This is a genomic window from Amycolatopsis camponoti, assembly GCF_902497555.1.
Lineage (GTDB): Bacteria > Actinomycetota > Actinomycetes > Mycobacteriales > Pseudonocardiaceae > Amycolatopsis > Amycolatopsis camponoti.
Map to the genome: position 1 here is coordinate 2,816,926 of NZ_CABVGP010000001.1, position 22,455 is coordinate 2,839,380.

The 22,455-nt window shown below is 72.1% G+C and carries 17 protein-coding genes; 14 read left to right on the forward strand and 3 right to left on the reverse strand.

The features are described from left to right. The first annotated feature begins 102 nt into the window (after positions 1 to 102). The 8 genes from AA23TX_RS13390 to AA23TX_RS13425 are packed head-to-tail and all read left to right on the forward strand — an operon-like array spanning position 103 to position 12,996. Complete coding sequence (locus AA23TX_RS13390) at positions 103 to 1,881, forward strand: non-ribosomal peptide synthetase (protein WP_155542849.1); 1,779 nt, start codon at positions 103 to 105, stop codon at positions 1,879 to 1,881. Between the two features lie 57 nt (positions 1,882 to 1,938). Continuing rightward, the gene (locus AA23TX_RS13395; protein WP_155542850.1) at positions 1,939 to 6,354 is read left to right on the forward strand and encodes a non-ribosomal peptide synthetase; all 4,416 of its coding nucleotides are present in this window, start codon (positions 1,939 to 1,941) and stop codon (positions 6,352 to 6,354) included. Positions 6,355 to 6,408: 54 nt separating this feature from the next. Then, positions 6,409 to 7,659 (forward strand): 3-deoxy-7-phosphoheptulonate synthase, encoded by a 1,251-nt coding sequence (locus tag AA23TX_RS13400; RefSeq protein ID WP_155542851.1) that lies wholly within the window; start codon positions 6,409 to 6,411, stop codon positions 7,657 to 7,659. Further along, positions 7,656 to 8,423 carry a 2,3-dihydro-2,3-dihydroxybenzoate dehydrogenase gene (locus tag AA23TX_RS13405; protein WP_155542852.1) on the forward strand — a complete coding sequence of 256 codons (768 nt, stop codon included), beginning with the start codon at positions 7,656 to 7,658 and terminating at the stop codon, positions 8,421 to 8,423. The genes AA23TX_RS13400 and AA23TX_RS13405 overlap by 4 nt, the downstream gene beginning before the upstream one ends. A 10-nt stretch (positions 8,424 to 8,433) precedes the next feature. Beyond that, entirely contained in the window at positions 8,434 to 9,078 is a 645-nt protein-coding gene (locus AA23TX_RS13410) for an isochorismatase family protein (RefSeq protein WP_155542853.1), read from the forward strand. Further along, positions 9,075 to 10,934: a chorismate-binding protein gene (locus AA23TX_RS13415; RefSeq protein WP_155542854.1), complete on the forward strand. Its 1,860-nt coding sequence runs from the start codon at positions 9,075 to 9,077 to the stop codon at positions 10,932 to 10,934. The genes AA23TX_RS13410 and AA23TX_RS13415 overlap by 4 nt, the downstream gene beginning before the upstream one ends. Continuing rightward, on the forward strand, positions 10,931 to 11,482 hold the full coding sequence (locus AA23TX_RS13420) for a flavin reductase family protein (RefSeq protein WP_155542855.1): 552 nt from the start codon (positions 10,931 to 10,933) through the stop codon (positions 11,480 to 11,482). The genes AA23TX_RS13415 and AA23TX_RS13420 overlap by 4 nt, the downstream gene beginning before the upstream one ends. Beyond that, positions 11,464 to 12,996 carry a 4-hydroxyphenylacetate 3-hydroxylase family protein gene (locus tag AA23TX_RS13425; RefSeq protein WP_155542856.1) on the forward strand — a complete coding sequence of 511 codons (1,533 nt, stop codon included), beginning with the start codon at positions 11,464 to 11,466 and terminating at the stop codon, positions 12,994 to 12,996. Before AA23TX_RS13420 ends, AA23TX_RS13425 begins: the two co-directional genes overlap by 19 nt. 64 nt (positions 12,997 to 13,060) lie before the next feature. Here AA23TX_RS13425 and AA23TX_RS13430 read toward each other — a convergent pair whose 3' ends face one another. Next, positions 13,061 to 13,723 carry an O-methyltransferase gene (locus tag AA23TX_RS13430; protein WP_155542857.1) on the reverse strand — a complete coding sequence of 221 codons (663 nt, stop codon included), beginning with the start codon at positions 13,721 to 13,723 and terminating at the stop codon, positions 13,061 to 13,063. A 207-nt stretch (positions 13,724 to 13,930) separates the two neighbouring features. Here AA23TX_RS13430 and AA23TX_RS13435 point away from each other — a divergent pair, with 207 nt between their 5' ends. The 5 genes from AA23TX_RS13435 to AA23TX_RS13455 are packed head-to-tail and all read left to right on the forward strand — an operon-like array spanning position 13,931 to position 18,869. Further along, positions 13,931 to 14,434: a VOC family protein gene (locus tag AA23TX_RS13435; RefSeq protein ID WP_230862474.1), complete on the forward strand. Its 504-nt coding sequence runs from the start codon at positions 13,931 to 13,933 to the stop codon at positions 14,432 to 14,434. Beyond that, entirely contained in the window at positions 14,434 to 15,348 is a 915-nt protein-coding gene (locus AA23TX_RS13440; protein ID WP_155542858.1) for a 3-methyl-L-tyrosine peroxygenase-related protein, read from the forward strand. Before AA23TX_RS13435 ends, AA23TX_RS13440 begins: the two co-directional genes overlap by 1 nt. A gap of 3 nt (positions 15,349 to 15,351) precedes the next feature. After that, positions 15,352 to 16,215, forward strand: coding sequence for an LLM class flavin-dependent oxidoreductase (locus tag AA23TX_RS13445; protein WP_155542859.1), 864 nt, complete (start codon positions 15,352 to 15,354; stop codon positions 16,213 to 16,215). Positions 16,216 to 16,225: 10 nt separating this feature from the next. Further along, on the forward strand, positions 16,226 to 17,095 hold the full coding sequence (locus AA23TX_RS13450; RefSeq protein ID WP_155542860.1) for a PhzF family phenazine biosynthesis protein: 870 nt from the start codon (positions 16,226 to 16,228) through the stop codon (positions 17,093 to 17,095). A gap of 1 nt (position 17,096) precedes the next feature. Next, positions 17,097 to 18,869, forward strand: a complete 1,773-nt coding sequence (locus AA23TX_RS13455) for a gamma-glutamyltransferase family protein (protein WP_155542861.1) — start codon at positions 17,097 to 17,099, stop codon at positions 18,867 to 18,869. An 8-nt stretch (positions 18,870 to 18,877) separates the two neighbouring features. On the opposite strand, the gene AA23TX_RS13460 is transcribed toward AA23TX_RS13455, so the two are convergent. Together AA23TX_RS13460 and AA23TX_RS13465 are read right to left on the reverse strand one after the other, a co-directional pair. Continuing rightward, positions 18,878 to 20,542, reverse strand: a complete 1,665-nt coding sequence (locus AA23TX_RS13460; protein ID WP_155542862.1) for an AMP-binding protein — start codon at positions 20,540 to 20,542, stop codon at positions 18,878 to 18,880. Positions 20,543 to 20,611: 69 nt separating this feature from the next. After that, complete coding sequence (locus AA23TX_RS13465) at positions 20,612 to 21,232, reverse strand: TetR/AcrR family transcriptional regulator (protein WP_155542863.1); 621 nt, start codon at positions 21,230 to 21,232, stop codon at positions 20,612 to 20,614. Positions 21,233 to 21,301: 69 nt separating this feature from the next. Between AA23TX_RS13465 and AA23TX_RS13470 the strand changes: the two genes are divergently transcribed. Next, on the forward strand, positions 21,302 to 22,453 hold the full coding sequence (locus AA23TX_RS13470; protein ID WP_155542864.1) for an acyl-CoA dehydrogenase family protein: 1,152 nt from the start codon (positions 21,302 to 21,304) through the stop codon (positions 22,451 to 22,453). Positions 22,454 to 22,455: the final 2 nt, after the last annotated feature.

The window sequence follows — 22,455 nt, forward strand, 5'->3', positions numbered from 1 at the left end:
TCTTCCGGGCCCTTTGCATACTGGTTGCTGAATAGAAATCATCTCGTCTGAATTGATCAGTGCTGCCGCCGTGCGCGGCGCCATCGGACACAAGGGGGATCCATGCCAGTCGAGGAAAACCCGGCCGGGCCCGAGCTCGTGCTGCCGCGGCTGTTCGAGCGGGCCGCCGCCGGTAATCCGCGTCGGACGGCTCTGAGCGGCGACGGCCCCGAAGTGTCCTATGCGGACTTGAACGCCCGCGCCAACCGGCTCGCGCGAACCCTGCGCCTGATGCAGGTGCGCGACGGCGCTCCGGCCGGCCTCTACCTGGACCGGTCGGCCGACCTCGTGGTCACGCTCCTCGCGGTCCTCAAGGCGGGCGGGTGCGTCGTCCCGCTCAACCCGGCGTACCCGGCCCGGATGATCCGCCACATCGTCGAAGAGACCGGCTTGCGGACCATCGTCCACCAGGGACAGGCCTCGCTGGCGGACGCGGATCTCCCGGTCCGGCAGGCACATTTCGCCGACCTGGCCGGGGAAAGCGCTTCCCAGGACGCGCACGACCTCGACCACGCCCCGGCCGCCGGGGACGACGCGTTCGTCCTGTTCACCTCCGGGTCCACCGGGCGGCCCAAGGGCGTCCGGCTGGCCCACCGCGGCCTCGCCCGGCTGGCGGTCGCCGACCCGAAGCTGACGATCACCCCGGACGACTGCCTGGTGCAGCTGGCCGCGTTCTCCTTCGCCGCGTCCGGCAACGAGTTCTGGCTGAGCCTGCTCAACGGCGCCGAGCTCGTCCTGATGCCGCCCGGCCTGCCGTCGCTGTCCGATCTCCGCGACGTGATCACCAAGCGCGGCGTCAGCGTGCTGAGCCTGCCTTGTGGACTGTTCAACCTCTTGGTCGACAACGAGCTGGACGTCCTGCGCGACCTGCGCGTGATCATGGTCAGCGGCGACTTCCCGTCGCCGGCGCACCTGGCGACCGCCGCGGAGCACACCACCGCGGCGATCTTCAACGGCTACGGCTGCACCGAGAACTCCGCGATCTCGTCGCTGTACCCGGTCACGCCGGAAGTCCGCGACCTCGACCGGGTGCCGGTCGGCAAGCCGCTGTCCGGCGTCACCATGGAGGTGCTGGACCAGGACCGGAAACCGTGCCCGCCCGGGGACGTCGGCGAGCTGGTCATCGGCGGCACCGGCGTCGCCAACGGCTACCTGAACCTGCCGGACGCGCAGGCGGAGAAGTTCGTGGACGGCGGCACGCGCTACCGCACCGGCGACCTGGCCCGGTTGACGCCCGACGGCGACGTGGTGCTCGTCGGCCGGTCCGACAGCCTCGTCAAGATCCGCGGGTTCCGCGTCGAGACCAGCGCCGTCGAGCTCGCCCTGAAGTCGTTCGACGACGTCGAGCACGCCGTCGTCAAGGCGTTCGGCAACGAGGCCAACGAAAAGAGCCTGGTCGCGTTCTACACGACCTGGAGCGGGCAGGAGATCGGCGCCGGCGAACTGATCGCGCAGCTCGCCGATTCCCTGCCGGAGTACATGATCCCTTCGGACTTCCACCGGCTCGACGCGATGCCGGCGAACCTCAACGGAAAGATCGACCGGGCCGCACTGCACGACCCGCGCGCCCGGTCCCGGGAAGAAAAGGAGCAGCCCATGACGAATCCCCTCGAAACGGTCATCCTGCAGATGTGGCGCGACATCATCGGCACCGACGACTACTCCGCCACCGACCCGTTCGTCGGCCACGGCGGCAATTCCCTGCACTTCGTGAAGTTCGCTTCCGGGCTGCAGTCGGTCTTCGCGGTCGAAGTGCGCCCCGAAGACGTGTTCCGGCACGGCACCGTCCGCGACCTGGCCGGGCACATCGAGTCGCTGCGGGAGGGCGCCGCCGCGCGCTGACCCGGGAGACCGAACCGACGCACGGGGGGCCGCGATGATCGGAGAGGTACCGACACCATGGAAAACCCACTCGAGTCGGTGATCCGCCGGACCCGGTCCGGCGTCACCGCCGACGGTGTGGCCGGCCACGAGCAGTTCGCCGGGCTGCTCAGTGCGCTGCTGGGGGTCACCCTGGGGGCCGAGGACGTCCGGCGGCACCAAGATCCCGCCGACCTGGCCCGGCACATCGACGAACTGCGGGGCGGCCCGCCCGGGCTGACCGCGAGCACGGACCGCGGCCCGGCGCCCGCGTCCTACGGCCAGCGCGGCATCTGGTTCATCGACCAGTACTCGCCGCGCCCGGCGGCGTACAACGCGCCGTTCGTGTTCACCGTCAAGACGCCGCTCGACACCGGCGTGCTCCACGACAGCCTGCGCGCGCTCATGGCCCGCCACGAAATCCTGCGGACCACGTTCTCCGCCGAAGACGGCGACGTCCGCCAGCACGTCGGCGCCGAACCGGCGTGCGACTTCTCGACGGTCGAGCTGAGCGCCACACGACCACTGGACGACGTCGTCGCCGAGGTCGTCGACACCGAGTTCGACCTGGCCACCGGGCCACTGGTCAAGGTGGTCTGCGCGGTCGAGCCCGACGGGCCGACGCACGTCGTGTGCAGCATCCACCACATCGTCTTCGACGCGGCGTCGGCCGGGGTGTTCCTCACCGAGTGGTTCACCCGCTACCACGCCACGCTCGCCGGGGACGCCTACGACGAAGGCGGCCCCCGGCCGCAGTACCGCGACTTCGCGCGCAGGCAACGGGAAACCGTCCGCGGCGAGCGGCTCGAGGAGCTGCTCGCGCACTGGGAGTCCCGGCTCGCCGGGCCGCTGCCGCTGCTGGACCTGCCGACGGACCGGCCGCGGCCGCAGGAGCAGTCGCACCGAGGCGAAATCGTCCGGTTCGACCTCCCGCCTGAGTTGACCGACCGGCTGCGCCGGCTCGCCGCCGACGAGGGCGTCACACTGTTCATGCTGCTGGAGGCCGCCTACGCCGCGTTCCTGCACCGGCACACGCGGCAGGACGACCTCCTCGTCGGCAGTCCCGTCTCGCTGCGGGACCTGCCGGAGACGGCCGACATGCTCGGCTACTTCGTCAACATGGTCGTCTTCCGCCACGACGTGCGCGCCGACCTGCCGCTGCGGGAGCTGTACGCGCAGGCGAGCACCGAGGTCACCGAGGCGCTGCGGCACAAGGACGCGCCGTTCGAGAAGGTCATCGAGCGGGTCAACCCGCCGCGCAGCCCGAGCCACGCACCGGTCTTCCAGACCATGTTCGTGCTGCCGGACTCCGACTGGGCGGCCCTGGACCGGCTCGGCCTGGACGCCGATCTCGACCTCTACGTCAGCCGCAGCTCGAAGTACGACCTGTCGCTGATCGTCGAGCAGGACGGCACCGCGCTGCGCGGGGTCTTCGAGTACGACACGGCGTTGTTCGACCGCGAGACCGTCGAGGCGTTCGGCGACCGGTACGTCCGGCTGCTCGAAGCGCTCGTCGAAAACCCCGGCGGTACCGTCGGCGACCTGGGCCTGCTCTCGGAAGAGCAGCAGCGCGAGGTCCTGGACTGGTGCGCGCCGCCGCCGGAGGACACCACCCGCCGCCCGGTCGCGGAGCTGGTCGAGTCGCAGGCCGCGGTCACCCCGGACGCGCCCGCGCTGGAACACGGCGACCGCGTCCTGACCTACCGCGAACTCAACGGGCGGGCCAACCGTCTGGCCCGGGACCTGCGGGCGAAGGGCGTGGGCCGCGGCGACCGCGTCGGCATCCACGTGCCGCGGTCGCCGGAGATGGTCGTCGCGCTGCTGGCGGTCCTGAAGGCGGGGGCCGCGTACGTGCCGGTCGACCCGTCGTACCCGGCCGAGCGGATCGAGTACATGCTGGCCGACTCCGGCGTCGCGCTGGTGCTGGAGTCGGCGGAGCCGGAAGCCACCGACGAGTCGGATCTGGGGCGGCTCAAGAGCGGCGACGACGAGATCTACGTGATCTACACGTCCGGGTCCACCGGGCGCCCCAAGGGCGTCGTGCTCACCGAAGCGACGGTCACCAACCTCGTCGAGTACATGCGGCGGACTTCGCCGATCGGCGCGACCGGCCGGACGTTGCAGTACATGACGCTGTCGTTCGACGTCTCGGTGATGGAGATCCTGGGGACGCTCTGCGCCGGCGGCACGCTCGTGCTGATCGACGAAGACCTGCAGAAGGACCTGCACCGGCTGACCGGTTTCCTGCGCGACCACCGGATTTCCCGGACCTACCTGCCGTACGTCGCCGTGCAGCAGCTGGCCGCCGTGGCCGAGGACCAGCCGTTCCCGGACCTGGTGGAGGTCGCCTCCGTCGGCGAGCAGCTGGTCATCACCCCGCAGATCCGCGAATTCTTCGCCCGGCGCCCGGAAATCCGCTTCCTCAACATGTACGGCCCGTCCGAGACGCACCTGGCGTCCGCGCACGAGCTGACCGGGGACCCGGCCGGGTGGCCGGAGGCACCGTCGATCGGCGGCCCGATCGGGGGCCTGTCGATGCTGGCCCTCGACGAGGGCGGGCGGCTCGTGCCGCCCGGCGTGCCGGGGGAGCTGTACCTCGGCGGCGACCTGCTCTCGCCCGGCTACCACGGCCTGCCCGAGCAGACCCGCGAACGGTTCGTGGAGACGCCGTTCGGGCGCCTCTACCGCACCGGCGACCTGGTCCGCTACGACCGTGACGGCGAGTTCGGCTACCTCGGCCGCGCCGACACCCAGATCAAGATCCGCGGCTACCGCGTCGAGCCGGCCGAGGTCGAGGCGGCGCTGAACGAGCTGCCGGACGTCAGCGCGTCGGCCGTCGCCGCGGTGGCGTTCGGCGCGGGCGACCGGCGGCTGGTCGGCTACCTCGTCACCGGGCACGAGATCGACCCGGCCGCGGTGCGGACGGCGCTGTCCGGGTCGCTGCCGGACTACCTGGTGCCGTCGCACTTCGTGCGGCTCGCCGCGCTGCCGACCGCGCCCAGCGGCAAGATCGACCGCAAGGCGCTGCCGGACCTGTTCGACCCCGGCACGGCGACCACGGCACGGCCGCCGGAGACGCCGACCGAGCTGGCCGTCGCCGAAGCGTGGACGGACCTGCTGGGCACCGGCGGCGTCGGCCTCGACGAGGACTTCTTCGCCGCCGGCGGGCACTCGATCCTCGCCACCGAGCTGATGTACCGGCTGCGCAAGCGGTTCGCCGTCGACGTCCCGCTGCGCGTGCTCTTCGACAACCCGACCGTCGGGGGGATGGCCGCGCGCATCGACGCGCTCCGGTCCGGGGACGACACCGGCGACCGCGTCGACCTGCGCGCCGACGTCAAGCTGCCGGAGCACATCCGCGCGACCGAAGGGGTGGCCACCGCCGAGGACGTCCTGCTCACCGGGGCGACCGGGTTCCTCGGCATCCACCTGCTGCGCGAGCTGCTGGCGGAGACCGGCGACCGGGTGCACTGCCTGGTCCGCGCCCCGGACGCCGACGCCGCGTGGGAGCGGATCGCCGCCACGGCCGACCGGTACGGGATCGGGAAGGTCCTGGACCGCGACCGTGTCACCGCCGTGCCGGGCGACCTCGCCGCCGACCGGCTCGGTCTGTCCGAAAAGGACTACGACGACCTCGCCCACCGCGTCGGGACGATCCACCACACGGCGGCGCACATCAACTTCGTCGCGCCGTACGCTTCGGTGAAACAGGCCAATGTGGACGGTCTGGCCCGGATCGTCGAGTTCGCGGCGGCCGGGCCGGTCAAGCCGGTGCACTACACCTCGACGGTGGCGGTGTTCTCGCCGAAACCCCGCGCCGAGGCGATCACCGAGGACGACGTCCCGGACGACGCCGAGGACCTGACGATCGGCTACACCCAGAGCAAGTGGGTCGCCGAAGAGGTCGCGCGGCTGGCCCGCGACCGCGGGGTGCCGGTGACGATCTACCGCATCGGCCGGATCGCCGGCGACAGCGAGACCGGCGCCCTGCAGACCGAGGACTTCCTGTGGCGCCAGGTCAAGAGCTTCCTCGAACTGGGGGTGGTCCCGCCGCCCGAGGAGCACGACACCGACCTGCTGCCGGTCGACTTCGTCGGCCGCGCGCTGGTCCGGCTGTCCCGGGCCCGGCCCGCGGAGAACCGGACGTGGCACCTGTTCAACCCCGGCATCAAGACCTTCGACGTCGTCTACCGGGCCATCCGCGAACTGGGGTACCCGCTGCGGGAGATCCCGGTGGAGGAGTGGCGGGCGGCGCTCGCCGACCGCGCCAACCCGCTGTCCGCGATGGCTCCGCTCTACCAGGAAGGCGCGCTCGACATCGGCGACAACACCTACGCCAACGAGCGCACCGGACGCGAACTGGCCCGGCTGGGCCTGCGCTGGCCGGAGATCACCCCGGCCGTGTTCACGAAAATGATCGGCTATTTCCGTGAAACGGGCGAATTCACCGGCTGAGGCCGGATCGCCCCTGTTCTTTCCCGATTTTCCCTCTCCAGCAAGGAATGCGCGATGAGGAAGACGCTGCCCGCACGCGCCCGGCCGGTGCTGCACCGCACCCCCGAGCCGAGCGCCGAGACCCTGACCGGCTACCCGGCCGCCCAGCAACCCGAGTGGCCCGACCCGCACGCGCTCGCCGAGGTCCGCGACACCCTGGCCGAGCGCGAAGACGTCGTCGGCCCCGCCGAAGTGCTCCAGCTGCGCTCCCTGCTGGCCCGCGCGGCCGAAGGCGAGTTCTGCGTCCTGCAGGCCGGCGACTGCGCCGAGGACCCGGCCGATGCCGGTGTCCGGGCCGTGGCCCGCAAGGTCGGCATGCTCGACACGCTCGCGGAGGTGATGCGCGTCGGCTCCGGCCGCCCGGTCCTGGAAGTCGGCCGGATCGCGGGCCAGTACGCCAAGCCGCGCTCGGCGAACGTCGAGGAGGTCGACGGCCGCGAGCTGCCGGTCTACCGCGGCCCGATCGTCAACAGCCCCGAGCCGACCCCCGAGGCCCGGCGCCCCGACCCGGGCCGGATCCTCGACGCGCACGAAGCCGCGCTCGGCGTCCGCGCTTCTCTCGGCCGCCTCGGCCGGGGCTCCGCGGCCGAGCCGGCCGAGCGGATCTGGACGAGCCACGAGGCGCTGCTGCTGGACTACGAAGTCCCGCTCCTGCGCCGGATGCCGGGCGGCCGGAACTACCTGGCCTCGACGCACTGGCCGTGGATCGGCGAGCGGACCCGGCGCTCGGACGGCGCCCACGTGCACCTGCTGTCCACCGTGGTCAACCCGGTGGCGGCGAAGGTGAGCGCGAAGGCCCCGATCGAGGACGTCCTGCGGCTGTGCGCGCGGCTCGACCCCTTCCGCACCCCGGGGCGGCTCACGCTGATCCCGCGGTTCGGCGCGGCTCGGATCGGGCAGCTCGCGCCGCTGGTGCGGGCGGTGCGCGACGCCGGGCACCCGGTGCTGTGGCTGTGCGATCCCATGCACGGCAACACCGTCGTCGCCGACGACGGGCTCAAGGTGCGCTGGCTCGAGGACATCATGAACGAGCTGCGCCAGTTCGTCCGGATCGTCACGGGGGAGGGCGGCGCGTGCGCCGGGCTGCACGTGGAGGCCTCGCCCAGCGAGATCTCGGAGTGCCACGGCGCCGGCATCACGGCGTCGCGCGGACCCGGCTACACGACGCTGTGCGACCCGCGGCTGAACCTGACCCAGGCCGTCGCGCTGACCGCGAGCTGGCAGCCCGAGGCGGCCCACGAACTCCGGACGGAGCTGGCGTCATGAGCGTGACCCTGGTGACCGGCGCGGCGAGCGGCATCGGTGCCGCCACCGCGACCCTCCTGGCCGAGCGCGGGCACACCCTGGCGTTGTTCGACCGCGACGAAGCCGCCTTGGCCCTGGTCGCGAAGCCGCTGCTGGACGACGGCCGCAGTGTCTACACCTACACCGTGGACGTCACCTCCAGCGCCGAGGTCGATGCGGCGGTCGAGCGCGTCGAGACCGGGTTCGGGCCGATCGACGGCCTGGCGAACGTCGCCGGGGTGCTGCGGATGGGCCGCGTGGCCGACCTGTCCGACGAGGACTGGAACGCGACCTTCGCGGTCAACGCGACCGGCGTCTTCCACGTCTGCCGGGCGGTCTCGCGCCGGATGACGAGCCGGAAGAGCGGCTCGATCGTCACCGTGGCGTCGAACGCCGCGGGCGTGCCCCGCAGCCACATGGCCGCCTACGCCGCGTCGAAGGCAGCCGCGACCAGCCTGACCCACAGCCTCGGCCTGGACCTCGCCCCGCTCGGCATCCGCTGCAACGTCGTCGCGCCGGGGTCGACCGACACCCCGATGCTCCGGTCCATGTGGACGGACGAGACCGGCTCGAAGTCCACCTTGGACGGTGATCCCGGCCAGTTCCGGCTGGGCATCCCGCTGGGGCGCATCGGTTCACCCGAGGACGTCGCCCGCAGCGTGGCGTTCCTGCTGTCCGACGACGCCCGGCACGTGACCCTCGCGACCCTGCTCGTCGACGGCGGCGCGGCCCTCGGCGCGGTCTGAAGGAGGCCTGATGAGCGGCATCACGATCGAACCGTACGACCTGCCCACGACCGTCCCGGTCAGCACCGCGGGCTGGCGGGCCCACCCGGGCCGCGCGGCCCTGCTGATCCACGACATGCAGCGCTACTTCCTCGGCTTCTACCCGGAGGACGGCGCACTGCGGCGGACGCTCGTCCGCAACGTCGTCACCGCGCGGGAAACCGCCGACCGGCTGGGGATCCCGGTGTTCTACACCGCCCAGCCCGGCTCGATGACGCCGGAGGACCGCGGGCTGCTGCACGACATCTGGGGCCCGGGCATGAAGGCCACCCCGGCCGACCGGCAGGTGATCGACGAGCTGGCGCCGACGCCGTCGGACGTCGTGCTGACGAAGTGGCGCTACAGCGCGTTCCACCGCACCGACCTGCTCGAGCGGCTGCGGGCGGCCGGGCGCGACCAGCTGATCGTCTGCGGGATCTACGCGCACGTCGGCTGCCTGGTCACCGCCGTCGAGGCGTTCACGCACGACATCGAGACGTTCTTCGTCGCCGACGCCGTCGCGGACTTCGGCCCGGACGAGCACCGGCTGGCGGTGGACTACGCCGCCGCCAACTGCGCGGTCGCCACGACCACCGCGGCGCTGGTCGGGCAGCTGGAAGGCGCGGTGGTCGCGTGAGTGGCCTGCCGATCCGCGCGGGGTCGCCGTACGCGATCCTGCACCGGCCCGGCAGCGGCCGCGGCGACCAGGTCGAGGTCGTCTCCGGGCCGGTCCGCACGGCCGAGCGGCTGGCCGACCTGACCCTGGACGAAGGCGCCTGGGAAGGCCGCGGCCGGCACACGAAACTCGTCCTGCTCCCGTACCGGCAGCTCGCCGAGCGGGGCTACGACTGCCCGGACGACCAGGTCCCGTTGCAGGTGATGGACATCGAGTCCCAGACGACGCTCACCGTCGCCGAGACCCTCGCGGCCCTGCCCGACGGCGCCCCGCCGCTGGAACAGCGCGCGTTCGACCTGGGCGACGACGAGTACGCCCGCACGGTCGAGCGGATCCTCGACGACGAGATCGGCGCGGGGGAGGGCGCGAACTTCGTGCTCTCCCGCAGCCTGCGCGGCCGCTTCCCCGGCTTCGACGACGATGTCGCGCGGGCGGTGTTCAAACGGCTGCTCGGCGCGGAAGCCGGCGCCTACTGGACGTTCCTGGTCTTCACCGGCGAGCGCTACCTGCTGGGCAGCACGCCCGAGCAGCACGTCCGGCTGTTCGACCGCACGGTGACCATGAACCCGATCAGCGGCACCTACCGCTACCCGGAAGGCGGCGCCGACGCCGAAGGCCTGCTCGAGTTCCTCCACGACGAGAAGGAGGCCGACGAGCTGTGCATGGTCGTCGACGAGGAACTGAAGATGATGGCCGAGCTCTGCGACCGCGGCATCCGGGTGTCCGGGCCGCGGCTGCGGCGCATGTCGCGGCTGGCGCACACCGAGTACTCCCTGGAAGGCGAGACCGGGAAACCGCTGACCGAGGTGCTGCGGCACACGCTGCTCGCGCCGACCGTCACCGGCAGCCCACTGGTCAACGCCTGCCGGGTGATCCGCCGGTACGAGCCGAAGGGACGCGGCTACTACAGCGGCGTCGTCGGGCTCGTCGGCAGCGACGACGACGGCCGGCGCTCGCTGGACTCGGCGATCCTCATCCGCACCGCGGACATCTCGCCGGGCGGCGACGTCCGGCTGGCGGCCGGGTCGACGATCGTGCGCGAATCCGCGCCGCTCTCGGAAGCCGCCGAGACGACGGCGAAGGTGTCGGCGGTCCTGAAGTCGTTGTCCGGCGAAGCCCGCCAGGCCGCGACGCCCCCGCCGCCGACGTCGTCGGACGAGGTGCGCTCCGCGCTGAAGGCCCGCAACCGGGGCAAGTCGCGGTTCTGGCTCGACGGCGCCCGCCCCGGCAGTGGCTCGCGGGTGCGCATCACCGTCGTCGACGCCGAAGACGCGTTCACCTCGATGCTGGCCTACCAGCTGAAGTCGGTGAACTGCGCGGTGACGACCGTGCCGTGGGACGCCGGCGAGCTGCCCGAGAACGACTTGGTGCTGCTCGGCCCGGGGCCCGGCGATCCCAACGACGTCGATGGTGCGAAGGTCGGCCGCCTGCGGGCGCTGGCCGCGGACCTGCTGCGCTCGGGCCGTCCGCTCGCCGGGGTCTGCCTGGGCCACCAGGTGCTCTGCGCCGAACTGGGCCTGCCCGTCCAGCGGCTCGCGCGGCCCAACCAGGGACGTCAGGCGCACGTGACGATCGACGGCGAGCGCCGGGCCGTCGGGTTCTACAACAGCTTCGCCGCGCGCACTCCCGACGACCGCGTCGAAGTGCCCGGCCGGGCGCCCGCCGACGTCGTGCGCGGGCTGGACGACCAGGTCATCGGCCTGCGCGGGCCGCGGCTGGCGACCATCCAGTTCCACGCCGAGTCGTTCCTCACCGAGGACGGCCCGGCCATCCTGCGCGACGTAGTCGACCACGCCACCGAAGGAGGAACCCCATGACCACATCCGCCCCGGCGTTCGACCGGGCGAGGCTGAGGGCCTTCCTCGGCCACTTCACCACCGGCGTCACCGTCGTGACCTACCGCCGCGGCGAGCTGGTGCGCGGCGCGACCGTCAACGCGTTCACGTCCGTGTCGCTGGACCCGCCGCTCGTGCTGGTCTCGCTGGACCGGCGCAGCCGCTCGGTCCAGCACCTCGGCGACGGCCCGTTCGTCGTCAACATCCTGGCCGAGGACCAGCGCGACCTCGCGATGCACTTCGCGGGCAAACCCCTCGCGGACGACGCGGTGCCGTGGGTCGACCTCGACTCGCCGGTACCGCGGCTGGGCCGCACGGTCGGGCACGTCGAGTGCACCCCGTGGCGCGCCTACGACGGCGGCGACCACGTGCTGCACGTCGGCGAGGTGACCGGCCTCGACCTGGCCGGCGGGCGGCCGCTGCTGTTCTTCGGTGGCGACTTCCCGCGGCTGGCCGAAGAACCCGAGGCACCGCACTGGTCGTGGTCGCTGGACGACCCGACACCCCAACTATGGGAGGCAGGCAAGTGAGCGAGACGACGACCCGGCCGTTGACCGGGGACGAGTACCTGGAAAGCATCCGCGACGGCCGGGAGATCTGGGCCTACGGTGAGCGCGTCGACGACGTCACCAAGCACCCGGCGTTCCGCAACACCGCCCGGATGACGGCCCGGCTGTACGACGCGCTGCACGACCCGGAGAAGCGGGACGTGCTGACCACGCCGACCGACACCGGCAGCGGCGGGTTCACGCACAAGTTCTTCCGCGCACCCAAGTCCACGACGGATCTCCTGGGCGACCGCGACGCGATCGCCGAGTGGGCCCGGATGAGCTACGGCTGGCTGGGCCGCAGCCCGGACTACAAGGCGAGCTTCCTCACCACCCTGGGCGTCGACCCGGGCTACTACGGCGAGTTCGAAGGCAACGCCCGGCGCTGGTACGCCGAAGCGCAGGAGAAGGTCCTGTTCTGGAACCACGCGATCATCAACCCGCCCGTCGACCGGCACAAGGCGGCCGACGACGTCGGGGACGTGTTCGTGCACGTCGAGGAAGAACGCGACGACGGCCTGGTCGTCAGCGGCGCCAAGGTCGTCGCGACCGGGTCGGCGCTGACGCACGGCAACTTCATCGCCCACTACGGGCTGCCGGTGAAGAAGCGCGAGTTCGCGCTGGTGGCGACGCTGCCGATGGACTCGCCGGGGCTGAAGCTGATCTGCCGGCCGTCGTACGCGCTGCAGGCCGACACGATGGGCAGCCCGTTCGACTACCCGCTGTCGAGCCGCCTCGACGAGAACGACACGATCTTCGTGCTCGACAAGGTGAAGATCCCGTGGGAGAACGTCTTCGTCTACGGCGACCAGGCCAAGGCGGCGACTTTCCTGTCGGCGTCGGGGTTCCTGAACCGCTCGACGTTCCACGGCGTGACGCGGCTGGCGGTGAAGCTGGACTTCCTGGCCGGGCTGCTGCTCAAGGGCGTCGACGTCACCGGCACCCGGGACTTCCGCGGCATCCAGACCCGCATCGGCGAGGTTCTGGCGTGGCGCAACATGTTCTGGGGCCTGAGCGACGCGATGGCGCTCAACCCGGACCCGTGGAAGGGCGGCGCGCTGCTGCCGAAGCTCGACTACGGCATGGCCTACCGCTGGTTCATGACGATCGGCTACCCCCGGGTGCGGGAGATCATCCACCAGGACCTGGGCAGCGCGCTGATCTACCTCAACTCGCACGCCAGCGACTTCCAGAACCCGGAGCTGCGGCCCTACCTGGACAAGTACGTCCGGGGTTCGTCGGGCTACGACGCGGTGGAGCGGGTCAAGCTGATGAAGCTGATCTGGGACTCCGTCGGCACGGAGTTCGCCGGCCGCAACGAGCTGTACGAGCGGAACTTCTCGGGCAACCACGAGAACGTCCGGATCGAGATGCTCACCGCGCAGCAGGCGTCCGGGCAGGTCGACGGCTACAAGGGCTTCGCCGAGCAGTGCCTGGCCGAGTACGACCTCGACGGCTGGACCGCCCCGGACCTGATCAACCCCGATCGGCTCTGACGTGTGTCCCGATAGGACGGAGGGCCTCCCCGCGGTGCGGGAAGGCCCTCCGGTGGTGGGTCGCTCAGCTCTCGACGAGCATCAGGCAGAACCCGTCGTGGCCGCGGCTGCCGACGGTCTGCACGGTCGTCGCGGTGACGCGCGGTTCGTCGGCCACCAGCTGGTTGAACCGGCGTACTCCCTGAACCGCCGGGTTGGGGCTGTCGGCTTCGACGACGAGCCCGTCGAGCACCACGTTGTCGACGACGATCACGCTGCCCGGGCGGGTCAGCTTCAAGGCCCAGCCGAAGTATTCGGGGATGTTGGCCTTGTCGGCGTCGATGAACACGAAGTCGAACGGCTCACCGCCCGCCAGCTCCGGCAGCGTGTCGAGGGCCTTGCCGACGCGCAGGTCGACGACGTCGGACAGACCCGCGTTGTCGATGTTGCGCCGAGCGACCTCGGCGAAGGACGGTTCGGCCTCCAGCGTGGTCAGCGAGCCGCCCGCCGGCAGCGCCCGGGCCAGCCAGATCGCGCTGTAGCCGCCGAACGCGCCGATCTCGAGGATGCGGCGCGCGCCGTGGGTGCGGGCGAGCAGGTGGAGGAACTTGCCCTGGTTGGGTGCCACCGCGATCTCCGGCAGCCCGGCCTCGGCGCTGGCCTTGGCCGCGAGGTCCAGGGCGGCGTCGTGCTCCACCATCAGGGTCGAGGTGTAGGTGTCGATTTTCGTCCACTGGTCTTCGCTCATGTTTCCCGATCGTACTTGAGGATCGCGCGCGGCTATAGGGATAATCGAGATTCTTTTGCCGCCAACTTGATTTCCCGGCGGCAACCACTGTAGGCTCGGAAGAGATCGGGCGGTTGTTTCTCCCGCCGCCCCCGATGATCGATCGAGGCCACTCTCGAGGCGCCGTCTGGGAATGCTCTCCCGGTGCCGGAAGAAAGGATGGCGACCATGTCCGAGAACGCCGTGGCGACCCTCGAGTCGCCGCGCCTCGCGCCACTGCGTGCGGCGACTTTCCACCACCTGGGGATCCAGACCGCCGACCTCGGCAACTGCGTCTCGTGGTACCAGGACTTCTTCGGCTGCAAGGAAAACTGGTCCCTGGACGAGTTCTCCGAGCTGACCACGAGCCGGCTGCCCGGCATCGTCAGGCTCGTCGAGCTGAGGGCCGGTGGCACCCGGTTCCACCTCTTCGAGCGGGCCGGTGAGGGAGCTCAGGCGCCCGACCCCGGCGACGCGCAGTTCCAGCACGTCTGCATGGAGGTCGGTTCACCGGCCGAAATGCGCGCCTGGCAGCGCCACTGGATGAAACTGTACGAATCCGGTCTCTACCATTTCACCCGCGACGAACCGGCGACGGAGATCGTCACCGACGACGACGGCGTGCAGAGTTTCTACGCATTCGACGTGAACGGACTCGAATACGAGTTCACGTGGATTCCGGAGGCGGCGTGATGACCGTTCCCGTGCTGACCGGAGTCCCCGTGCGCGAGGGGTGGGACTTCGGCGACTTCCCCTACGGACTCGAACCGCTGACCATCCCCGACGCGGGCACCGAACCCGGTGGCGACGGCCCCTGCTCCCGCTTCGCGGGCCTGTGCACGCACCTGGAGCACATCTCCCGCGGCGGCGCGCCGGGCCCGGTCGAACCCGTCGAGTCGTCCGACCGCCTCTACTGGTTCCGCTGGATCACCGGCCACCAGGTGACGTTCGTGCTGTGGCAGCTCGTCGCCCGCGAGCTGGCGCTGGCCGGGCGCGGCGAGCGTGACCGCGAAGCCGCGCTGGCGTCGGCGGCCCTGTTCACCCGCGGCTTCAGCGCGATGCTGCTCTACACCAGCTCGACGCCGATCGGCGTCTACCACGAGGTGATCCGGCCCAGCATGTTCCTGCAGCACCGCGGGTTCAGCGGCACCTGGGCACCGGACTTCGCCCCGGTCCGCGACCTCTACCGCGGCAAGGGCCTGCCGGACGACGACTCGCCCGGCGTCCGCGCGTTGCGCGACGAAGTCGGGTTCTACCAACGGGTCCACGGCGGGATCGCGGCGAAACTGGTGCCCAGCGGCCGGTCCCTCCTGCAGGACTCGGCCGGCGCCACCGACGTGCACCACCCGGACGTCCTCGGCGTCGTCTACGACAACTACTTCATGACGCTGCGGGCGCCGACGTCGCTGCCGGACGTCGTCGCGCAGCTCCTGCGCCGCCTCAACGCCGTGGCGCTGGACGTGTCCGTGAACGGCGTCGACTCCGTGTCCGACGCGGAGGACCCGCCGGCGGAGCTGACCAGTCCCGAGGTCCGCTCGTGCGAGGCCGGGTTCGTCGGCCTGCTCGCCGACATCGCCGCGTGCGCCGCCGGCTCCCCGGCGGACTGAGCCGTGCGCCACGGCATCGTCCTGCTGCCCGAGCAGCGCTGGTCCGCCGCGCGGGACCGCTGGCGCCGCGCCGAAGAGCTCGGGTTCGACCACGCCTGGACCTACGACCACCTGATGTGGCGCTGGCTGCGCGACGAAACCTGGTTCGGCTGCCTGCCGACGCTGACCGCCGCCGCCGGGGTGACGTCGAAGATGCGGCTCGGCTCGCTCGTCGCGACGCCGACGTTCCGCCACCCGGTGCCGTTCGCCAAGGAGCTGATGACGCTCGACGACATTTCCGGCGGCCGGCTGATCTGCGGCGTCGGCTCCGGGGCCGGGGGGTACGACGAGAGCGTCTTCGGCGTCGCACCTTCGGGGAGCCGGTCCGGGCGGTTCGCGGAGTTCCTCGAGCTGACGGAACTGCTGCTGCGGCAGCCGCTCACGTCGTACGAGGGCGAGTACTACCGCTGCGAGGACGCGCGGATGGAACCGGGCTGCGTGCAGCGGCCGCGGCTGCCGTTCGCGGTGGCGGCCACCGGCCCGAAGGCGATGGGCCTGGCCGCGCGGTACGGCGAAACGTGGCTCACCGCCGGCGCGCCGGGCCGCTTCGACGCCCGCCGCTGGGACCTGGTCGTGCCGGAGCTGAAGGACCAGCTCCGGGCGTTCGAAGACGCCTGCGTCGCGGTCGGCCGGGATCCGGCGTCGGCGGGGAAGCTGCTGGTGACCGGCGCGACCGTCGGGGGCGTGCTGGACTCCGCGCAGTCCTTCCGGGACGCCTCGGGCACGTTCGCCGACCTGGGCTTCACCGACCTGGTCGTGCACTGGCCCCGCGAATCCGAGCCCTACCAAGGGGATGAGCGGGTCCTCGACGAGCTGGACCTGTCCTGAGAGGAGCAGCATGCCCGCGTACGAGATCGTCAACATGTTCGCCGACCACGTCTACGCCGGCAGCGCGCTCGGCGTCGTCCCGCGGGCCGGTGACCTCGACCCCGCGGGCATGCAGGCACTGGCGCGCGAGATCAACCACACCGAGACCGCGTTCGTCCTGCCGCCCACCGGCACCGGCGCGGACTACCGGGTCCGGGTCTTCACCCCTGCGGCCGAATCGCCCTTCGGTGGGCATTCCAGCGTCGGCACCGCGGTCACGCTCGCGCGGCTCGGGCTGGTGCCCGCCGGGCGGGTCGTGCAGGAGTGCGGCCCGAAGCTGCTGCCCCTCGACGTGACCGCCGAGGCGGGCAAGATCACCGCGAACGACCCCCTGGAGAGCGTGCCGCTCGATCCGGGGCTCCTGCTCGGCGCCGTCGGCCTGCCCGCCCCCGCAGCCGACGGCGCCCGCCCCGCGGCGTGCGGGTTCGGCCCGGCGTTCCACTTCCTCCCGGTGCGCGCGGACGCCGTCGCGGCCGCGGCGCCCGACTTCGCCCGGATGGCCGCCGCGGACCTCGCCGACGTGCTCGTGTTCGGCTGGGACCCGGCGACCCGCACCGCGCACGGCCGGCTGTTCGCGCCCGGCTACGGGATGCCCGAGGACCCGGCGTGCTCGTCGGCCGCGCTCGGGCTCGGCGTCTGGCTCGTCGAGGCGGGGTGGCTCGGCGGCGACGGATCCCACGACTTCACGCTGCGCCAAGGACGTGAGCAGGGGCGTCCGTCCACTTTGTACTGCTCGGTCCGGGTCGCCGACGGCCGGCCGGTGTCTGCCTCGGTCTCCGGTGCCGTGCTGCCGGCGGGCGCCGGCGAGCTGGCCGACCCGGACCGCGAGAAGGGAAGCTGAGGTGCTCGACCGACCCGAACTGCTCGGCACCCGCGGGGCCGTGTCCTCCACGCACTGGCTGGCTTCGGCCGCCGGCACGGCGATGTTCGACCTCGGGGGCAACGCCTTCGACGCGGCCGTCGCGACGGCGCTCGTCATCCAGGTCGTCGAACCGCACCTCAACGGCCCGGGCGGCGACGTCCCGATCCTGGTGCACGACGGCGCGACCGGCGACGTCGAGGTGATCTGCGGCCAGGGCCCGATGCCGGAAGCCGCGACACCCCAGGCGTTCCGCGACCGCGGCGTCGACGCGATCCCCGGCTCCGGGCTGCTGCCGGCGGTCGTGCCCGGCGCGTTCGGCGCGTGGCTGCGGCTGCTGCGCGACCGCGGCCGCCTCGACCTCGGCACCGTGCTCGCCCCGGCCATCGCCTACGCCGAGGACGGCTTTCCGCTGCTGCCCAAGGCGGCGGACATGATCGCGGTGCTCGCGCCGCTGTTCCGCGAGGAGTGGACGGCGTCCGGCGAGGTCTACCTGCCGGATGGGCGACCGCCGAAGCCGGGCTCCCGGCTGCGCAACCGGCCGCTGGCCGCGACCTACCGGCGGATCCTCGCCGAGTCCGAAGCCGCCCCCGGCGGGCGCGAGAACCGGATCGACGCCGCTGTCGCCGTGTTCTACCAGGGGTTCGTCGCCGAAGCGATCGACAAGTTCCTCGCCACGGCCGAGCCGCTCGACTCCACCGGCCGCCGCAACGGCGGCCTGCTCACCGGCCACGACCTGGCGTCCTGGCGGCCCACGATCGAGCCGGCGGTGACGGCGGACTACCGTGGGCACACCGTGCACAAGGCGGGCCCGTGGTCGCAGGGCCCGGTGTTCCTGCAGCAGCTGGGCCTGCTCGAGGGTTTCGACCTGGCGGCGATGGACCACGGCGGCGCCGAGCACCTGCACACGGTCGTCGAATGCGCGAAGCTCGCCTTCGCCGACCGGGAAGCGTTCTACGGCGACCCGGCGTTTTCCGACGTCCCGCTGCGCCGGCTGCTCGATCCGGAGTACGCGGCGGCCCGCCGCGAGCTGGTCGGGGAGCGGGCGTGCGGCGAGCTGCGTCCGGGCCTGGACGGCTGGTTCCCGGAGCCGCCGCTGCCCGCCCCGGCCGACCCGGACTGGCGCGCCCAGCTGGCCGACGGCATCCCGGCGGTGGTGAAGCTGACCGCGGCCAAGGGCGACACGTGCTGCATCAGCGCGTCGGACCGCGACGGCAACATGGTCGTCGCCACCCCGAGCGGCGGCTGGCTGAAGAGCTCGCCGGTCATCCCCGGTCTCGGCTTCCCGCTCGGCACCCGCGGCCAGATGGCGTTGCTGGAAGAGGGCCACCCGAACACGGTCGCGCCGGGCAAGCGCCCGCGGACGACCCTGAGCCCGACGCTGGTGACTAAGGAGGGCCGACCCCACCTGGCCTTCGGCACCCCGGGCGGCGACCAGCAGGACCAGTGGACGCTGAACTTCTTCCTCAGCCACGTCGACGCCGGGTTGCGCCCCCAGGCGGCGATCGAGCAGCGGGCGTTCCACACGGACCAGGTGCCGTCGTCGTTCGCGCCGCGTTCCGCCCGCCCGAACCGCCTGGTGGTCGAGACCGGGTGCCCGGCGGAGGTGGTCGAGCAGCTGCGCGACCGGGGTCATGACGTCGTCCTGGCGGCGGAGAAGTCGTTGGGCAAGGTCTGCGCGACGGGGTTCGAGGGTGATCTGGTTCTCGCCGCGGCCAGTCCGCGGGGTCAGCAGGCGTACGCCGTGGCCCGCTGAGCCCGCGGCTACCCGAGTGACGTGTACAGGCCGGCGTGCCGGGCCCGGAGCCGGTACTTGAGGATCTTGCCGCCGACCGTCTCGGGAAGGGATTCGGCGAAGACGATCGCCTTGGGGCTCTCGTAACCCGCCAAGTGTTCGCGGCAGTGCGCGAGCAGCTCGGCTTCGGCCGGATCGTGGCCCGGCCGCGGGACGACGACCGCCGTGACCGCCTCGCCCCAGTGCTCGTGCGGCAGGCCGATCACCGCCGCGCGCAGGACGCCGGGGTGCTCGTGCAGCACCGCCTCGACGCGCATGCTGGAGACGTTCTCGCCGCCGGTCTTCACGATGTCCTTGTAGCGGTCCACCATCACCCGCAGGCCGTCTTCGTCCACCACCGCCGAGTCGCCGGAGTGGAACCACCCGTCGCGGAACGCCTCGCGGGTCGCGGCCGCGTCGCGGTAGTAGCCCGCCGTCATGACCGGCGACCGGTAGACGGCCTCGCCGGGGGTGCCGCGGACCGGCTCGCCCGATTCGTCGACGACGTCGGAGGCGAGCAGCCCGCTCGGGACGCCGACGTAGTTCATCGCGGGTGCCGTGCGCGCGTGCACTTCGGGCCACGCGCTGGGCCAGAAGCGGTGGCAGGCGATGGCTTCCGTCTGCCCGAAGATCCCGACCGTGACGAACCCCGGCGCGGTCCGGGCTTCCAGGCGCCGCAGCAACGCGGGGGAGAGGGCACCCCAGCCGTAGACGAGTGTGGTCAGGGCGGTCAGGTCGAGGTCCCCGCGAGCGTCGATCTCGTCGGCGAGCGCGGCGACGAACTGGGGCGATCCCGCCCAGACCGCGGTGGCCCGTGACCGCGCCAGTGACTCCGCGACCGGGCCGGGCACCGGGCGGCGGCCGAGGATCAGCGTGCCGCCGGCGAAGAACGTCGAGTACGTGAACAGCGCGTCACCGACGTGGTAGATCATCGGCAGGAACGTGACGACCCGCAGGTCCGTCTCGTGCCGCAGGCCGCGGGTGAGCGACAGCGCGAAGTTCAGCCCGGCCAGGTGCGCGTAGCTGTGCGAGAGCATCACGCCCTTCGGCATCGCGGTGGTGCCGGAGGTGAACAGCAGCTGGTAGATGTCGTCGCCGTGGATCTCGACGGCGGGTTCGGTGTCCGGCTGCCCGTCGAGGAACCCGCCGAACGACGGCGTGCCGGCGACCGGGCCGCCGCCGACCGTGATGGTGGCGCCGACCCGCACGCCCGGCACGCCGGCCAGCCGTGGCCACAGTTCGGCGTCGACGATCGCCAGCCGTGGTTCGGTCTGCCGCACGAGGTGGTCGAGGACGTCGGGAGCGAGGCCCGGGTTCAGCGGGACGGCGACCATGCCCGCCTTGGCGATCCCGATCTTGGCCAGGAACGCCTCGACGGTGTTCTCGCAGAACAGCAGCACGCGGTCGCCGGGCACCAGGCCCGCCGCGGCCAGCGCGTGGGCCAGCCGGTTGGCGGCCCGGTCGGCCTGCCGGTACGTCACGGAGGCGAACTGTTCTTCCCCGTAGGCGCCCTCGGCCGCGCTGATCGCGACCTGGTCCGGGCGGCTCCAGGTGAGCCGCTCGAAGACGTCGCCCACCGACGTCCGCTCCCAGCGGTGCACCGCGCGGCGGCCACGCAGGGTCTCGACGTCGATCTGCTCGCTGGTGGTGGTCATGCCGGGCTCCTTCGCCGTCGCCGACGCGCCCAGCATGCCGTGAGCCAGGTCACCAAATCAAGAGGAAAGTTATTCGTCATTCACTGACGCGGGCGGTGTCGGCGTGACACCGAGGCAGGCGTGCGCCATCTCGTCGAGCAGCGCCGCGAGCCGCTCGGGGGCGAGCCCGCTGCGGAAGAAGAGCGTCGACTGCACCGCGCCGATCGCCGCGTGCACGGCCAGCCGCAGCTCGCCGTCGGCGAGGTCGGGGCGCAGCGGGGACAGCACGTGCACCCAGTCCTCGAGGTAGTGCCGCTGGAGCCGGCGCAGCCGTCGCCGGTCCTCCTCGGGCAGGTTGTGGACCTCGCGGTGGTAGACCGCGAGCACGGTGCGGTCCTCGATGGCCACCCGGACGTGGTCCCTGACCAGTCCGGACAGCGTCGCGCGGTCGTCCGGGCCGGCGGCGAGGATCGCGGCGGCCCCGTCCTGCAGGCGGGCCATCACGCGGTCGAGCAGCGCGACCAGGATCGCGTCCTTGTTCTCGAAGTGCCGGTAGACGCCGGACCCGACGATGCCGGCCTCCGCCCCGATGTCGGCCATGCCGATCGCGTGGAACCCGCGCCGGGCGGTGAGCTCGGCCGCCGCGGTCAGGATCCGCTCCCGGCGCTCGGGGTCGCGCCGCCGCCGGGTGGCCGGGGATGTCGCTGTCATCTTGTCATCGTCGCAGACGGGAGCTACGGTGCGCTATAAGTGAATACAAAATCACTAAGGAGCGTCGGCGTGGACGTGCTCGACAGCGACGAGGCCCGTGACCTCCGGGCCGCGGTGGGCGCGATCGCCGCGCCGTTCGGCGGCCGCTACTACGTCGAGCACGCCCGGGCGGGCCGCGAGTGCACCGAGCTGTGGCACGCGCTGGGCGACGCGGGGTTCATCGGCGTCAACATCCCCGAGGAGTACGGCGGCGGTGGCCGCGGCCTGGCCGAGCTGACCATCGTGATCGAGGAGAGCGCCGCGCGAGGCGCGCCGATGCTGCTCCTGCTCGTCACCGAAGCCATCTCCGCCGAGGTGCTCACCGAGTTCGGCACGCCGGAGCAGCGCAAGGAGTGGCTGCCCGGCCTCGCGAGCGGCCGGGCGAAGGTCGTCTTCGCGATCACCGAGCCGGACGCCGGCTCCAACACCCACAAGCTGAGCACCACCGCCCGCCGCGACGGCGACGAGTGGGTGGTCGACGGCGAGAAGTACTACATCTCCGGCGTCGACACCGCCGACGCGCTGCTGCTCGTCGCCCGCACCGGCCGCGACCCCGACGGCACCGCCCAGCTCTCGCTGTTCCTGGTCCCGGTCGACGCGCCCGGCCTCGCGGTCATCCCGCTCCCGGTCGACGTCATGCTCCCCGAGAAGCAGTTCACGTTGCGCTTCGACGGCGTCCGGCTGCCCGCGACGGCGCTCGTCGGCGAGGAGGGCGCCGGGTTCCGGCAGGTCTTCCACGGCCTCAACCCCGAACGCATCACCGGCGCCGCGCTCTGCGTCGGCATCGCGCGCTACGCCCTCGACGTCACCGCTCGCTACGCCCGCGAGCGGACCGTGTGGGACCAGCCGATCGGTGTCCACCAGGGCGTCTCGCATCCGCTGGCCAAGGCCAAGATCGAAACCGAGCTGGCCGCCCTGATGACGCACCGCGCGGCGGCCCTGCACGACCGCGGGCTGCCCGCGGGCGAGGCGTCGAACATGGCCAAGTACGCCGCCGCGGAGGCCGCGCTGGCCGCCGTCGACGCCGCCATCCAGACCCACGGCGGCAACGGCGTCTCGGCGGACTTCGGGCTGCTGCCGTACTGGGGGCTGGCCCGGCTGCTGCGGATCGCCCCGGTGAACCGCGAAATGATCCTCAACTTCGTCGCGCAGCACAGCCTCGGGCTGCCCCGGTCCTATTAGGA